At 65.7% G+C, this 15,388-nt stretch carries 16 protein-coding genes; 13 read left to right on the top strand and 3 right to left on the bottom strand.

All coding sequences use genetic code 11. From position 1 onward, the window contains the following. Nucleotides 1-18 precede the first annotated feature (18 nt). Both flgF and AXW83_RS27590 read right to left on the bottom strand, forming a co-directional pair. Nucleotides 19-741 (bottom strand): flagellar basal-body rod protein FlgF, encoded by a 723-nt coding sequence (gene flgF / locus AXW83_RS22235; protein WP_066617441.1) that lies wholly within the window; start codon nt 739-741, stop codon nt 19-21. 2 nt (nt 742-743) lie between these two features. Then, complete coding sequence (locus tag AXW83_RS27590) at nt 744-1,826, bottom strand: DUF1217 domain-containing protein (RefSeq protein WP_066617437.1); 1,083 nt, start codon at nt 1,824-1,826, stop codon at nt 744-746. A gap of 194 nt (nt 1,827-2,020) precedes the next feature. Between AXW83_RS27590 and motA the strand changes: the two genes are divergently transcribed. From motA to AXW83_RS22200, 6 genes are all read left to right on the top strand, one after another. Then, entirely contained in the window at nt 2,021-2,938 is a 918-nt protein-coding gene (gene motA / locus AXW83_RS22225; RefSeq protein ID WP_082767322.1) for a flagellar motor stator protein MotA, read from the top strand. Next, nucleotides 2,938-3,882, top strand: a complete 945-nt coding sequence (locus AXW83_RS22220; RefSeq protein ID WP_066617434.1) for a flagellar motor switch protein FliM — start codon at nt 2,938-2,940, stop codon at nt 3,880-3,882. The genes motA and AXW83_RS22220 overlap by 1 nt, the downstream gene beginning before the upstream one ends. Further along, the gene (locus AXW83_RS22215; RefSeq protein WP_066617432.1) at nt 3,863-4,180 is read left to right on the top strand and encodes a hypothetical protein; all 318 of its coding nucleotides are present in this window, start codon (nt 3,863-3,865) and stop codon (nt 4,178-4,180) included. The genes AXW83_RS22220 and AXW83_RS22215 overlap by 20 nt, the downstream gene beginning before the upstream one ends. A gap of 88 nt (nt 4,181-4,268) precedes the next feature. After that, nucleotides 4,269-4,640: a flagellar motor switch protein FliN gene (gene fliN, locus AXW83_RS22210; protein ID WP_066621069.1), complete on the top strand. Its 372-nt coding sequence runs from the start codon at nt 4,269-4,271 to the stop codon at nt 4,638-4,640. A 38-nt stretch (nt 4,641-4,678) separates the two neighbouring features. Beyond that, on the top strand, nt 4,679-5,707 hold the full coding sequence (locus tag AXW83_RS22205) for a flagellar motor switch protein FliG (protein ID WP_066621067.1): 1,029 nt from the start codon (nt 4,679-4,681) through the stop codon (nt 5,705-5,707). A 14-nt stretch (nt 5,708-5,721) separates the two neighbouring features. Continuing rightward, on the top strand, nt 5,722-6,789 hold the full coding sequence (locus AXW83_RS22200; protein WP_066617429.1) for an EscU/YscU/HrcU family type III secretion system export apparatus switch protein: 1,068 nt from the start codon (nt 5,722-5,724) through the stop codon (nt 6,787-6,789). A gap of 15 nt (nt 6,790-6,804) precedes the next feature. On the opposite strand, the gene AXW83_RS22195 is transcribed toward AXW83_RS22200, so the two are convergent. Continuing rightward, entirely contained in the window at nt 6,805-7,110 is a 306-nt protein-coding gene (locus AXW83_RS22195; RefSeq protein WP_066617426.1) for a HigA family addiction module antitoxin, read from the bottom strand. Nucleotides 7,111-7,338: 228 nt separating this feature from the next. On the opposite strand from AXW83_RS22195, the gene AXW83_RS22190 reads away from it, so the two are divergent. The 7 genes from AXW83_RS22190 (at nt 7,339) to AXW83_RS22160 (ending at nt 15,319) form a co-directional block, all read left to right on the top strand. Further along, entirely contained in the window at nt 7,339-8,589 is a 1,251-nt protein-coding gene (locus AXW83_RS22190) for a flagellin N-terminal helical domain-containing protein (RefSeq protein WP_066617423.1), read from the top strand. Nucleotides 8,590-8,729: 140 nt separating this feature from the next. After that, nucleotides 8,730-10,355, top strand: coding sequence for a flagellar basal-body MS-ring/collar protein FliF (gene fliF / locus AXW83_RS22185; RefSeq protein WP_066617420.1), 1,626 nt, complete (start codon nt 8,730-8,732; stop codon nt 10,353-10,355). Continuing rightward, entirely contained in the window at nt 10,352-11,020 is a 669-nt protein-coding gene (locus AXW83_RS22180) for a hypothetical protein (protein ID WP_066617417.1), read from the top strand. Before fliF ends, AXW83_RS22180 begins: the two co-directional genes overlap by 4 nt. Before the next feature lie 34 nt (nt 11,021-11,054). After that, nucleotides 11,055-12,350 (top strand): MotB family protein, encoded by a 1,296-nt coding sequence (locus tag AXW83_RS22175; RefSeq protein WP_066617414.1) that lies wholly within the window; start codon nt 11,055-11,057, stop codon nt 12,348-12,350. Continuing rightward, nucleotides 12,347-13,549, top strand: coding sequence for a hypothetical protein (locus tag AXW83_RS22170; protein ID WP_066617411.1), 1,203 nt, complete (start codon nt 12,347-12,349; stop codon nt 13,547-13,549). The genes AXW83_RS22175 and AXW83_RS22170 overlap by 4 nt, the downstream gene beginning before the upstream one ends. Beyond that, nucleotides 13,546-14,790: a flagellar hook-length control protein FliK gene (locus AXW83_RS22165; RefSeq protein WP_156640297.1), complete on the top strand. Its 1,245-nt coding sequence runs from the start codon at nt 13,546-13,548 to the stop codon at nt 14,788-14,790. The genes AXW83_RS22170 and AXW83_RS22165 overlap by 4 nt, the downstream gene beginning before the upstream one ends. Further along, nucleotides 14,738-15,319, top strand: a complete 582-nt coding sequence (locus AXW83_RS22160) for a transglycosylase SLT domain-containing protein (RefSeq protein ID WP_066617405.1) — start codon at nt 14,738-14,740, stop codon at nt 15,317-15,319. Before AXW83_RS22165 ends, AXW83_RS22160 begins: the two co-directional genes overlap by 53 nt. Nucleotides 15,320-15,388: the final 69 nt, after the last annotated feature.

Raw genomic sequence — 15,388 nt, 5'->3', positions numbered from 1 at the left:
TCAGGCCAAGATCGGGACTCAGCTCTCGCCCAGCGTGCGGATCGCGCCGTCGACGGCCTTCTCGCCCTTGTCGATGGCGTTGGCTGCGCTCTCGAAGGCGCGCGTCACCATGATCAGCTTCGTCATCTCGCGGATCGGGTTGACGTTGGAGCCCTCGACATAACCCTGGCGGACGCCATTGGTGACGAAGTCCAGGATCGGTGTCGCCGCCCGGTCGGGGATCACCCCGGAGTTCTCGTAGCGCTGCAGCTTTGCGCCGGGGTCGATCGAGAACAGGCCGATCGCACCGACCTGCTGGGTGCCCTGCCAGATCATGCCGTCCTTGGCGATGACGGGCGGGCCACCCTCGGGGTCGAGCTGCATCGGCGCGCCGCCTGCATCGAGGACCGGGTAGTCGGCGACCGTGCGCAATTCGCCCTGAGCCGACATCTTCAGGCGCCCGTCCCGCGTGTAGACCGTGCCAGCGGGCGTGTTGATGCCGAACCAGCCCTCCCCTTCGACGGCAACGTCGAGCGGGTTGCCGGACTTTTCGAGACCGCCATGGTTGCGGCTGATGAAGGTCTCCCCCTGCGAGGCGTAGTTGACGCCGTCGGCACCCTTCTTCGACAGGAAGGTGCTGAACTTGACCTCCTCGGACCGGAAGCCGGCCGTATTCATATTGGCGACATTGCGTGCGAGCGTCTCCATGCGCTTCTCCAGCACGAGCTGGGACGACAGGCCGACATAGATCGAGGGTTGCATGGTCAGAGGCCTCCGAGGCGCAGTTTCTGCAGGCTGGCCAGGACGTCCTGCCCGACCCCGGCCGAGGCCGGCTGGAAGAGCAGGGATACGGGGCTGGCGCTGGCTCCGCCGGCAGAATCGGCCAATGCTGCGAAGCGCGTCAGGAAGGTCTTGAGCTTGGCAGGATCCTGGAAATCCTTGAAATCGATCCGCTTTGAATAGATCGCGGCCTGCTTGTCGATATCGATGCCGCCGACCTCCTTGGGCAGGCCGAGCGCAGTCTGGACGACCTTGAGCAACGCCGGGTCGGCCATCACTTGGTAAGCGTCCTTGATCTGCGGTGCCTTGCGCTCGAAATACAGCGCCAGCCGTACGTTCTCGTTGCTGGCGCCCTCGTCGCGCTCCAGCCTCTGGCGGGTGTATTTCTCCACCGTGACCTTTGCCTGCGTCGCCCGTTCGGCTGCGTTGTGGCGCTCGACCGTGGCCTGCATCATGGCCTTGTCGCTGGTCGCGTTGACGTTCTTGCCTGCGAAATCGAAAGCCTTGAGGAAATCGCGAAACGCCTTGTCGATCTTCGGATCTGAGAAGCGCAGCTGCGTTTCCTCACCCAGATGGAGCGCCGCGGTGATGGCGGCCTTCTCCTGGGGCGTGTCGGCGACCGACTCCAGTCCGAAAGCCTCGATCGCGTAGTCGAACATGCGTTCGGCGCTGTCGGCCACGAAGCCGGTGACCGTCTTCACCTTCGAGATGTTGGCCTCGAAATAGCTCGTCTCCGTTTTCTCGGCTGCGAAGTCGAAGGCTGCCGCGAAGTCGCGGTAGCGCTGGTCGGACATCCGGTTGGCGAAGCTGGAGGGTGAGCTGACGCCGCCTTCGAGAACCTTGCGCATCAATGCCTTGGCATAGGCCATATCACCCAGCCCGAACGCCTCGGTCGCATAGCGATAGAGCCGGTCGTCCTTCATGAAGTCGTCGAGGTTCTTCACCTTTCCGATGTTCTTCTCGAAATAGGCCGTGTCGCTGGCGACACCGGGCTTGGCCGCCGTGCGTGCCAGCGACTGCGTCAGGTTCCGCGTCACCGCCTGGTATGAGGTCATCGTGGTGGTCATGGGAACCCCGCTGAAGCCGCCAAGCTCCGATGCAAAGCGGCCATCAGGGGCCGAGCGTCATCTGAACTCGTCGCGCTCAGCCTCGCGCTCCTTGCTTGCGCGGACCTGACCGGGGCTCTCCCTGCGCCATTTCAGCCCCGCGCAAGCCATCGCGTCTATCCCTCGATCCGTGACTTGCGAGAAGGAGCGGCGCGTTGAGCGTAGTGATCGGACTATTGATAGCGGCCGGCTCGCTGATCGGCGGTTTTGCCGCCATGGGTGGGCACCTCGCCGTGCTGTGGCAGCCATGGGAACTCGTCATCATCCTGGGAACGGCGATCGGCACCTACGTCATCGCCAACCCGATGAAGACGGTTTCCGATACCGGCACCGCGCTGGTGGAAGCCTTTCGCGGCGCGACGCCGACGCAGGCGCATTATTTCGACATCCTCGGCGCGCTCTACGCGCTGATGCGCGAACTTCGGAACAAGGGTCGCGCCGAGATCGAGCAACACATCGAGAACCCCTACGAATCGACGCTGTTTGCCAGCTTCCCGAGCGTGCTCGCCGATCGGAACCTGACCACCTTCATCTGCGATTATTTCCGGCTGATCATCGTCGGCAAGGCACAGGCGCATGAGGTCGAAAGTCTCCTCGACGAGGAGATGACGAGCCATATGCAGGACAGCCTCAAGCCCTATTATGCGCTCGGAATGGTCTCCGAGGCGCTGCCGGCGCTCGGCATCGTCGCTGCCGTACTCGGCGTGATCAAGGCGATGGGTGCGATCGACCAGTCGCCGGCGCTGCTCGGCGGCTTCATTGGCGCCGCACTGGTAGGCACCTTCGCGGGCATCTTCTTCTCCTATGCGGTGATCGGGCCGATGGCCCAGAAGATCAAGACGACCCGCGAGAAGCGCGGCCGCGTCTACATCGTGGTCAAGCAAACCCTGCTCGCCTTCATCAACGGCGCCGCGCCCCAGGTCGCACTCGAATATGGCCGCAAGGTCATCTCCGCCGCCGAGCGGCCCTCCATCGACGAGGTCGAGGACAAGACCATCAGCGGCGGCGCCCAGCGCCAACCCGCCAGTGCCGGCGCCACTGCCACCGCCGCCCCGCAGAAGGAAGCCGCCTGATGAGCACGGCTCAAGCGATCCGCGAGGACAAGCTCCTCGATTCGACGGGCATCTCGATCGACCGGCTGCCGATGCTGCGGATGATCTTCGACCGGCTGGCGACCGGCTGCGCCGACGCTGCGCGACAGATGTCGACCTCGCCGACCTATTTCTCCGTCGCCAGCGTCCAGAGCGAGCGCATCGGGGACGCACTCAACGCCCATGCCTACAATACGATCGCCGGCATTTTCCATTCTCCGCAGTGGGATTCCCGCATCCTGATCGGCTTCGACCGCGACTTCATCTTCACCATGATCGAGGTCCTGTTCGGGGCCGATGGAAGCGAGCCGCCCTACAAATACGAGCCCGATTTCCCCGACGACGAGCGGCCCTACACCAATCTCGAGATCCAGGTGGCGCAGGCCCTGTTCGAGCTGGCCGCGAAGAACCTGCAGAGCGCGTTCTCGCCTGTCTGCGACGTTACCTTCGAGTTCGAGCGCGTCGAGACGCGGATGTATTTCGCCACGATCGGCAGCCGCAGCAACCTCGCCGTCAAGGCGCAGCTCCTGGTCCAGGGTCTCGACAATTGCGGCCAGATGTTCGTCGTCATCCCGCAGACGGCGCTGAACCCGATCCGCCAGAGCCTCGCCCGCGTGCTTTCCGGCCACACCTCCGTCAGGGACCCGCGCTGGTCGAAACAGATCCAGACCGAGGTTCACAAGACCGAAGTGAAGCTGCGCGCGATCCTGGAGGAGCGGCCCATGACCTTGGGCGAGATCAGCGCCCTGAAGGTCGGCCAGGTGATCGAACTGCAGGCCTCGCCGCGTTCCCAGATCCAGCTGCAGTGCAATGAGGAAACCGTCTTCTGGTGCCAGCTCGGCCAGCGCGACGGATCCTATGTCCTGCGCATCCAGGACAGCGCCAACCAGGAACAGGAGTTTTTCGATGATCTTCTATCTCGGTGAAGCCGTTCTTCTCGTCGCTCTGGTCCTCACAAGCCTGCAGGTGCTGCGGATGCGCCGCGAATTGCAGCGTATGCGCGCCTATCAGGCGGAGTTCCACACAGCCTTCGGCAAGACCGAGGCCGCCCTCGGCGCGATCCAGCTGACGATCCGCGAGCTCCAGGCCAGCGGGCGCGACGTGATCGAGGAGCTCGGGCTTCGCATCGACGACGGCAAGCGACTGATCGACGAGATCAAGGCGAGCCGTTCGACCTTCGATCAGGGGCAGGCCCGACCGGGCCGCGGCCTCAATGCCGCCTGAGCCGCCGGTATCCCTTTTGCCACTCGCCACGGGTGGCCAGCATTCCAACTCTTCGCAGGAGAGCCCCATGAAAAAGCCGATCAAGCCCATGCAGTTGTCGGATCTGGCGGTGGATGCATCCGCCGCGGTTGCCGAGACCGACACGACCGAAAGCGTCGCGGGGGAGAACATCGCGACCGCCACGGAGACCAGCGACCCGCTCAACCTCGATGCGGTGATGCGCATTCCCGTGACGATCCAGGTCGTGCTCGGCAGCGCCACGATGCAGGTCGCCAACCTGATGAAGCTGCGCCGCGGCGCAGTGGTGCCGCTCGACCACCGCGTCGGCGAACCGGTCGACGTCGTCGTCAACGGACGCATCGTGGCGCGCGGCGAGGTCGTGATCGTCGAGGACGACAACAGCCGCTTCGGTGTCTCCCTGACCGAGATCGTCGGCGTCCAGGCCAAGTTCGAAGAGTGATGGACCGGTCGATGACGGTGACTGCGAAAGACAACAAGATGAACGCTGGAAACGCCGTCGTCGCCGTACCGCAGCGGATGGGCGGAACGGACAAGGCCGCCGCCCTCGTGCTGGCGATGGGCAAGCCCCTTGCAGGGCGGATGCTGAAGCATTTCGAGACGGAGGAAATCCGCCAGCTGATGCGTCGCGCCGCCGAACTCGGCAAGGTTCCCGCCGACGCGATCGTGGCGCTGGTCGACGAGTTCAGCGATCAGTTTTCGCGAGGCACGAACCTGGTCGGCTCCCCGCGTGAGGTGCAGAAGCTCCTGACCGGCGTGCTGCCGACCGAAGAGATCACCGAGATCATCGGCGAGACCGGCGAATCCGCCAACGGCTCGATATGGGACCGCGTCTCGATGATGCCGGAAAGCGCGATGGCGAATTATCTCGCCAAGGAACATCCGCAGACCGCCGCCTTCATCCTGTCGAAGCTGAAGCCGGCGTGCTCGTCGAGGGTCATGACGCAGTGGCCGGCCGATCAGCGCCACGAACTGATGCGCCGGATGCTCAATCTGAAGCCTGTGGCAGAGCAGGCGAGCGCGATCGTCGAGAAGGTCCTCTACGAGGGTTTTACCCTGAACCTCGCCCGCAACAAGGGCGCCGACACTCATGCCCGCATGGCCGACATCCTCAACAAGATGGACAGCCAGGACATGGAGGACGCATTGGGCAGCCTGCAGCGAGTCCGGCCGGAATCGGCCGAGATGCTGAAGGGCCTGCTCTTCACCTTCGACGACATCGTCAAGCTGTCCAGCCGCGACCGCATGGCGATCTTCGACCAGGTGCCGACCGATCGCCTGGTTCTGGCATTGAAAGGCACCGAGGCGCAGTTCAGGGACCAGATTTTGTCGTCGCTGGCCGCGCGCGCACGCCGGATCGTCCAGCAGGATCTCGAGGGCGGCGAGCCGGCGCTGCAGCGCGACGTCGTCGATGCCCGCCGCGCGATCACCGATGTGGCGCTCGAAATGGCGAGCCGAGGCGAGGTCGAGCTCAATCCGCAGCGGGACGAGGGCGCATACTTCCAGTGAGGCGGTGACAGCACGTGTCCGACGATCAGGATAAGGACAGCAAAACCGAAGAACCGTCCGAGAAGAAGATTCAGGATGCGGTGGAGCGCGGCAACACGCCCTCCTCCAAAGAGGCTCCGATCTTCGCCAGCATCGCGGCGACGCTGATCGCCGGTGTCTTCCTGATCCGGACCGGGGCAGGCGACATGGCGCGCTTCCTCTCGGACTTCCTCGGCGACCCGTCGGGCTTCGACATCTCGACGAACGGCAACACGACGAACCTGCTGATCCACGCGGCCCTGCGGGTCGGCACCTTTCTCGGGCCCGTCCTGCTGCTTTTCACGGTGTTCGGGCTGAGCGCGACCTTTCTCCAACATCCGCCCCAGCTCGCGCTGGAGCGGATCACGCCGCAATGGTCGCGGATCTCGCCGGCGAAAGGCTGGGCCCGGATCTTCGGCGCCCAAGGCTTCATGGAATTCGGCAAATCGCTGGCCAAGCTTGTCGCTATTGCGGGGACGACCTGGCTGATCCTGAAATCTGACAAGGACACGGTGGTCACAGCGATGCTGCAGGATCCGAGCAACGTACCCGAACTGATCCTGAGCCTCGCCATCCGCCTGCTCTCGGCCGCCTGCGTGGCGACGATCGTAATCGTCGCGGTCGATCTGGTCTGGACGCAAAAATCATGGCGCCGCTCTTTGCGTATGACGAAGCAGGAGATCAAGGAAGAGCACAAGCAGGCCGAGGGCGACCCGATCCTGAAATCGCGGCGGCTATCGCTGGCGCGCGACCGGGCGAGGAACCGGATGATGGCGGCCGTGCCGCGCGCCACGCTGATCATCGCCAACCCGACGCATTATGCCGTGGCGCTGCGCTATGTGCAGGAGGAAGGCGGCGCGCCGCTGGTGCTTGCCAAGGGCACCGACCTGATCGCGCTCAAGATCCGCGAGATCGCCGAGGCCAACGACATTCCGGTGATCGAGGATCGCGTGCTGGCGCGCTCGCTCCATGCAAGCGTGCAGCTCGACCAGATGATCCCGCCGGAGTTCTACAAGGTCGTCGCCGAGCTGCTGTGTCTGGTCTACGCGAAGAAAGTGGCGTGAGACGCGCTTCGCACCTCATGCCGCAACCGCAAGACGCTCGACCTTGATATCCTTCTCGCGGGCGCGGACCTGAGCGAGATCATGGGCCGCCTGCATCCGCATCAGTGTGTCGGCGCGCACGCCGAAGCCCTTCTCGAACCGGATCGCCATTTCGGCGGAGAGCCCGGCCCTGCCGTTCAGGAGATTGCTCATCGCCTGACGGGTAACGCCCAGTTTCTCGGCGGCCACGGTGACGCTCAGCCCGAAGGGCTCGATGAACTCGCCCTTCAGCCACGGACCAGGATGAATCGCAAAGCTCGGATGCAGCAGCTTGATGGTCATCAGTGATCGCCCCTAAGGCCTTGCAAGCCGCGAGGCGGGGATTTTAGGCCATCCTGGGATCGGAAGCCATGCACCAGCCCCACGCAAGCTACGCCAGCTACAACTGTCTCATGGCAGAACGACCGAATGGGTTCGTCCCCCGCGTCGTAGGCATGATGCCGCCCTGCCATCCCGGTTGAAATCCGGAATGTTCCCCAACAATCCCCTTCCAGATTGAGGAACATCGCTATGGGTACGAGCCTTCTCACCAACTCCTCCGCCATGACCGCGTTGCAGACGCTGTCGATGACGAACAAGAAACTCGACATGACGCAGAACCGGATTGCGACCGGCCAGCGTGTGTCGACCGCGTCCGACAACGCGGCTTACTGGTCGATCGCCACCACCATGCGGTCCGACAACAAGGCCCTGGGCGCCGTCCAGGACGCTCTCGGCCTCGGCGCCGCGACGATCGACACGATGTATACGGGCCTGAACGGCACCGTCGAGGTCGTTTCGGAGATCAAGGCCAAACTGACCGCCGCCCGTACACCCGGCGTCGATCGTGGCAAGATCCAGAGCGAAATCACCGAACTGCAGAAGCAGTTGAAGAACACCGGCGACAGCGCGGTCTTCAACGGCGAGAACTGGATCTCGGTCGATTCCAACTCGACGAGCTACAACTCGACGAAATCGGTCGTCTCGTCCTTCTCCCGCGCCGGTGGCGTGGTCCAGATCGACACGGTGACCGTCGACCTCGAGGCGATCAAGCTCTACGACAAGAAGGCTGACGCGACCCCGTTGACCAACGTGGTCACCGGCGCGAGCGCCGGCACCCTCGTGGCTGTTGCCGGCAACATCACGGTCCAGGTCGGTACCGGCGCCACCGTGAACGTCGCGACGACGACCACATCGACGCTGGACAGCATCGCCAAGGACATCATGAAGCTCGGCATCGACGGTCTGACCGTCGCTGTCGGCGGCGGTCAGCTCCAGTTCGCCAATCGCGCCTCGGTGAATGGCGCGCCTGCCGGCGTCACCATCGTGCTGAACGGCGGCCTGACTGCTCCGGCGGCGCTGGCCACCGCTCCGGCGACGGAGACCGGCAAGGGCATCCTGGACAAGTCCTACGATGCCTATAACGGAACCGCCTGGGAAGTCTTCAGCGTCGCCAACATCGATATCTCGAAGTTGACCGACAACGCAGCCGACCTGGCCAAGCTCGAGACCTATATCGCGGGCGTCGACGATGCCCTCGGTTCGATCACCAACGCGGCGACCAATCTCGGCGCGATCAAGAACCGCATCGGCCTGCAGCAGGACTTCGTCAAGGCCCTGGTCGACTCGCTCGACCGCGGCGTCGGCCAGCTGGTCGATGCGGACATGAACGCCGAATCGACCCGCCTCCAGGCTCTGCAGACGCAGCAGCAGCTCGGTATCCAGGCGCTGTCGATCGCCAACGGCGCGAGCCAGAGCATCCTGTCGCTCTTCCGCGGCTGACGCTCTCCTTCACCGTCCACGCAACGGGCCACGCTCCTCACGGAGCGTGGCCTTTTCGCTTTCGAGCCCCGACGCAAGGCTAGCGCAAGGCTGGCCACCGACACTGTCCGACATCACGCCCCAAGCGCGAAGGAACGACGATGCCAGGCCGGCAATACGCTGAAGAAATTTGGCTCAACCTCCAGCAGCTCGGGCACAAGCGCCTCGCAGCGCTTGCCGCGATCGGGCTGTTCGTCTTCGCCGCGATCGGCGCCAGCGCCTATTATCTCAGCCGCCCCGAGATGACGGTGCTCTACAGCGGGCTGCAGCGCGAGGACGTCAACCGGATCGGCGCCGCCCTGCAGGAAGCCGGCGTCGTCTACGACGTCAACGCCGAAGGCACGCAGGTCATGGTCCGGCCGACGCAGGCGCCGCAAGCGCGCATGTTGCTCGCCGAAAAGGGCCTGCCGCGCAGCAGCAGCGGCGGCTACGAACTCTTCGACAAGCTCGGCTCGCTCGGCCTGACCTCGTTCATGCAGGAAGTGACCCGCGTGCGCGCAATGGAAGGCGAGCTCTCGCGCACGATCCAGCTGATGCGCGGCGTCAAGGCTGCCAGCGTCCATCTCGTTCTCGCCGACAAGGGCTCGTTCCGACGCGACCAGCAGCCGGCCTCGGCCAGCGTCGTGGTGCGCACGGAAAGCTCCGGCTCGAGCAGCATCGCGCAGGCCATCCGCCACCTCGTGGCCTCCGCCGTGCCGGGCCTCTCGGCCGAGAAGGTCACGGTGCTCAACACCGACGGCACCATTTTGGCGACCGGCGGCGATGCCAGCCAGATGGCCTCCTCCAAGCTCGCGGGCCTGCAGCAGAACGTCAATCGCGACATCCAGGACAGCGTCAGCAAGGCGCTGACACCCTATCTTGGGCTGGAGAATTTCGAGATCAGCGTGGCCACCGACCTGAACACTGACCGCAAGGAGACCAGCGAGACGGTGTTCAACCCCGATTCCAAGGTCGAGCGCTCGGTCCGTGTCGTGCGCGAGAACGACACCTCGCAGAATGCCGCGACGCAGGAGCCGACGACCGTCGAGCAGAACGTGCCCGAGCGGGCGGTGCGGGCCGATGGCGGCCAGCGCTCCAGCGAAGAAAAGCAGCGCCGCGAAGAGCTGACGAACTACGAGATCTCGTCGAAGAAGACGCAGACGGTCAGCGACGGCTATTCGATTGCAAAGCTGTCGATCGCAGTGCTGATCAACCGGCCGCGCCTGATCGAATCGCTTGGGCCATCCCCGTCACAGGAGCAGATCGACAAGCGGCTCGACGAGGTCAGGCAGGTGGTCGGCTCGGCGGCAGGCGTCAACGATACGCGCGGCGACAACATCAAGGTGCTCGCCGTCGACTTCCTGCAGGGCAACCGCACGCTGGAGGCAGCCCCGCCGATCGGCATCGGCGAGACCCTGATGCGTCAGTCGGGCACGATCATCAATGCGGTGACGATACTGGGCCTGGCCGCGCTGATCATGTGGTTCGGCCTGCGGCCCTCGATCAACGCCATCCTCAAGCGGCCCGCCACGCCGGCGATCGCGGCGCTGACCACGGAGGTTCCGCCTGAATCCATCGACCTTCAGGCCCAGCTCGCCGCCGCTGGCGCGGGAGTGAACCTGATCGGCGATCTCACCCATGCCTCCCAGCGCTCGCCGATCAAGAAGCTGGAACAGCTGATCGACTTCGACGAGGCCCAGGCGGCCGCGATCCTGAGACAGTGGATCCAGGAAGGAGAGCGCGCGTGAGACATCGCCCCGCCTCCGACTTCATCCCCAGCTTCGACGGCCCGGAGATCAGTTTCGCGAGCGTCGTCGAGGAGATCGCGGTCGCCGAGCCCGCCCCGATCGAGCTGCCGTCCTTCCTGCTCAAGACGCCGCGTGAACCGGCCCCCGACCTCGACGCGATCTTCGAGAGCGGCCGGCAGGCAGGCCTCGCCGAGGCGCGCGCCCAGGCGCAGCAGGAGCTCGACCACCATCTTGAGAAAGCAGCAGCCGCGCTTGCCCAGGCCCGGCAGCAATGGGCCGAGGAGGTCGCCGCCCCGCTCGCGACACAGATTCCCGAGGTGCTTCATGCGCTGGGCGAGAGCCTGGCCGACAGGGTCGGGAAGTTGCTGCAGCCCTTCTTGGAAGCCGAATTGCGCGATGCCGCCAGCCGCGCGCTGATCGCCCAGATCGGCCCGCTTCTGGCCGGATCGGACGGCGCGGCGATCAGCATCCGCGGACCCGTGCTCCTGCTGGCGACGCTGCGTGGCGTGTTCCCGGAGGGCCTAGCGGTCGCATTCGTCGAGAGCGACGATACGGAGGTTACCATCGTGACCGCCGACACGACCATCGAAACCCGCATCGCCGCTTGGGTCGCCAAGCTCGAGGGCAAGGGTCCCGACCGGCGCCGCCGACCGGCATCGAACTGAATCTCCCGGCAGCAGAGAAGCGGAACACGCGATCATGGAAAAGGACCGCCAGGAGGTGATCATCATCCGCCGCAGCGCCGGCAAGGTGGCCGACCAGCCCAAGACCGGCGTCTGGAAGATCGCCCACGCCGACTTCATGACCGCGATGATGGCGCTGTTCCTGGTACTCTGGCTGGTCAATTCGACCAACCGCGAGACGCGCACGACCGTCGCGCAATATTTCAACCCGATCCGGCTTTCGGACACGACTTCCGACCGCAAGGGCGTGCGCAACCCGCAGGATGCCGAGCCCGGCGAGGTCGATCAGGTCTCGCGCCTCGACGGCGACCAGGCCGGCGCTCCGAAATCCGGCACCGAACGGCGGCCGAGCGCCGCGCTCAAGGATCCCAAGCAAGGCAAGGCTGCTTTCGAGGACCCTTATGCCGTGCTGGCGGAGCTTGCGGCGGCCAAGCCCGAGCCGGGCTCCGACCGGGCCTCGACCCTGACGCTGGGTGCGACCGGTAAGCCCGGAATGAACGGCGGCGAAGCGATGCGCGACCCGTTCGACCCAAATTTCTGGCGCCAGTCCCCGCAGACCGACAAACCGAGCAAGCAGGAAGCCTGGGCAGGCGACGCTGCGCCAGTGGCGGTAGCGTCAGCGAACGCACCCGTCGCAGCGGCGCAGCCCACCTCCCCGACGGACACGGCCAGGGTCGAGCCGCCTGCAAGCATCGAACTGGCTTTGGCGAATTCAGCGAGAGAATCCGGCAAGACGGCTCTGGCGTCGGTGCTGCCGCCTTCCGCCGCGGCCGCCATGACGCCGCGCAGCGCGGCCGGGCCGGAGGCACAGGCGACCGCGAAGACCGGCCTTGAGAAGACTCAAGCAAACGACGCGGTGGCCCGCGCCATCGCCTCGGCGATCGCCGACGGAAAAGCCGCCAAACCAGGCGCTGCCGCGCCCGAGGTCGAAGTCCGCCAGACCGACGAAGGCGTCCTGATCAGCCTGACCGACAATGTGAATTTCGGCATGTTCGCGATCGGCTCAGCCGATCCGCAGCCCGAGACGGTCGAGGCGATGCAACGCATCGCAGCCGTCCTGAGCAAGCGCGAGGGCGCGATCATCATTCGCGGCCATACCGATGCCCGCCGTTTCCGCGGTCCCCGGCAGGACAACTGGCGGTTGTCGACGGCGCGCGCCCATGTCGCGCAGGACCTCTTGATCCAGGGCGGCATTCCCGAGGCCCGGATCGACCATGTCGAAGGCTATGCCAGCCGCAAGCCGCGCGCCAGCGATCCGAACGCCGCCGAGAACCGCCGCATCGAAATCCTGATCCGGGAGAAGCGGGCATGATCGGGATCGCACATCGTCTCTGCGGCGTGCTGCTGCTGTGTCTGCTCGCTACGCCTGCTGCTTTCGCGCAGGACGGCACGGCCAGCTCGGTGCCACAGCCCTACCAGCTCATGCGGACGCTGCAATCGCTCCAGAACGAAGCGGCGACGGGCAATCGCGCGGCCCATGCGGCGCAGGGCCGGCTGCTGCGCGACCTCGAACAGCCGCTGATGCAGCAGGATGCGACGGTCTGGGCCGATCCCCGCAACACGCGCGCCATCGTGCAGTATGTGTTGAGCGGCGGCCAACCGGGCGTCCTGCAGGAGTTGCTGAAACGCGGCGAGCCGGCAGGGCTGCCGGCAGGGCTCGCGCCGGGCGCGCTCGCCTATGTGATGGGCGACCTCGCCCAGGCGAAAACCCTGCTGATGCCGCTCGATCCGGCGGGCCTGCATGAATCGCTGGCAGGCCAACTCGCACTCGTCCAGGCGTCGCTGATCATGCGCAGCGACCAGAAACAGGCCCTGAAGCTGCTCGACCAGGCTCGGTTGCTCGCGCCCGGCTCCCTGGTCGAGGAGGGGGCCTTGCGCCGAGCCGTCTTCATCGCTGCCGAGATCAACGAGCTGGACCGGCTGGAGAAGGCGACCGCGCAATACATCCGCCGCTTCGACCGCTCGGTCTATGCCGACAATTTCCGGCAGTCCTTCGCGACGGGGCTCGTCAGTTTCGATATCGGACGCGATCCCGCCAAGTTTCCGCAACTGGTTGCGACTTTGCGGGCTTTCGACCGGGAGCAGCAGCGGGCCGTGCTGCTCATCATCGCGCGCGATGCGTTGGTCAAGGGACGCTTCGAGCAGGCGCGCCGCGCCGCCGAAGAGGTCGCCAAGCTGCCGGGCGGCGATCAGGCGACGGTCGCCCGCGCCTCCCTCTATACGGCCGCCGCCCGGATCGCGCTCGACCGGGGCGACGGCGCGCTCGACACATTGAAGCGGATCGATCCGCATCGGCTGGCACCGGTCGAGCAGGAGATCCATCGGACCGCGTTGCGGATCGCCGCCCAGATCGTCGACGGGACCGCGAGCGCCACTGCGACTCCGAGCGGGACGCCGGAGCCCTCGGACCTCGACCCCGGCGTGAAGCGCCTTGTGGCTGCAGCCGAGCGCAGCCTGGGCCAGGCTCAGGCCCTCCTCGACCCGCCGACAAAGGGAGATTCGACGCCATGAGCCAACTCGACACCCCCCTTCCTCCGCAGACCCGCGGGGGCAAGATCGCCGCCGGATTGGCGGGTCTTGCCGGGAAAGACGCAAAAGGTCGGGCTATGGGCCGCGACGAGCGCGGCTCGGCGTTCAGCGCCCTGCTCCTGAGCGTCAACGGCAAAGCGACGGGTACCGCCGGCGAGAAAGCAGCGGATGCGGCATCGACCCAGGACGAGACTGACCAAAGCGCCGACGCAGGCCTCGCCCTGGAAAGCGCGCAACAGCAGCTGGGAACCGAGATGGCGGCCGGCAGCGGCGCGGACGCCGCGACCCGACTCTTGCTCGGCGCGCTGCAGGCCTCCGTCGCTCCGCGTGAATCGCTCGACATGCGCGACAGGGAGCCGGGGAGCAAACGCGGCGACGCGATGGCCGCGCTCGGCAGCGCATTGACGGCTGCCGAGCGAAACGCCGCTCGCATGGGCCTGAACCAGGGGACTGGCATGGAGGGACTGTCCTCCGACATGCTGCCGGGAATCGCCATGCCGAGCGAAGATGCACCGATCGGCACGACGCCGGACGCCGACGCCCTCGCCACTCTGAGCGCTCTGGTCGACGACAAACAGGGCTCTTCAAAGACAGAAGACCCCGAGGCCAAAGCCGCCAAGCCGATTTCGGTGACCGTCATCAAGCAGGAAACCTATCTGCCGCCGGTCATGCGGCTGTCGCCGTTCCAGCAGGTGGTCGAGCCGATCAGGCAGGCGGCGGCCGAACTGGCGACGGCCCGCACAGAGGACGTGCCGGAGCTCGACGCGAGCAAACCGACCGAGATCGCCGCCCCGACGAAGATCCTCCATCTCGAGCTGCGTCCCGTCGAACTCGGCAGCCTCCTCGTCAAGATGCGGCTGACGCAGGGCGGCATGGAGATCCGGATCGAGGCCAGCAATGCCGAGACCGCCCGGATGCTGGCCAACGACAAGGACGCGCTGCGCGAGGTGGTCAAGGCAAGCGGCTTCTCGGTCGATGCCGTCTCGGTCGAGACCGTGCATATCGACGGCCTGGCCCCCGACCGGCAGGCCTCCGGGCAAGGCGGCAGCCCAAACGAGCCATCGGACCAACGCCAAGGGCGCGGCTTCGACCAGTCCCGCCAAGGCGAACACCAGCGGGAGCCGCGACGCGGCGGCTGGACACCCGACGCAACCAGCAAGGACGACGCCCATGACCTGGACCCTGCGGGCCGCAGCGGCCGCGACCCTCATCGCTATCTGTAGCCTGGCGACGCCGGCGGCGGCGCAGACGGTCTGCGAGGAGCACATGATCCGCGTGTCGAACGCCTACGACATCCCGCTCGGCGTGCTCTACTCCGTCGGCCTGACCGAAAGCGGCCGGCGCAATTCGCTCCAGCCCTATGCCTTGAACATCCATGGCCGCGCCTTCTTCGGCGCGACCAAGGCCGAGGCCGTGGCGGAATTCAACGCGGCGCGGGCCAGCGGCAAGAAGCTGATCGATATCGGCTGCATGCAGATCAACCACCACTATCACCGCGACCAGTTCCCGAGCCTCGACGCCATGTTCGAACCGTCGTTGAACGTCGAGTATTCGGCCAAATTCCTGAAACGCCTGAAGGCGCGGCATACGAGCTGGACCATGGCGGTGGCGCGCTATCATGCCGGCCCGCACAACAACCCGGCCCAGAAGCGCTATGTCTGCACCGTTATCCGCAACATGGTCACGACCGGCTTCGGGCAGTGGACCGGCAATGCGCGCTCGTTTTGCGGGCAGAAGGACGTCGCAACTTGAACCGCTAGAATGCAGGCCTTGGCCGCCGGCCCGGCCGTTTCCCGCACGACCACTGTGCACCTGCGCCTG

Source organism: Bosea sp. PAMC 26642 (assembly GCF_001562255.1).
Taxonomy (GTDB): Bacteria; Pseudomonadota; Alphaproteobacteria; order Rhizobiales; family Beijerinckiaceae; genus Allobosea.
Note: the sequence above shows the minus strand (reverse complement) of the source record. Positions and strands in the feature narration are given on the sequence as shown.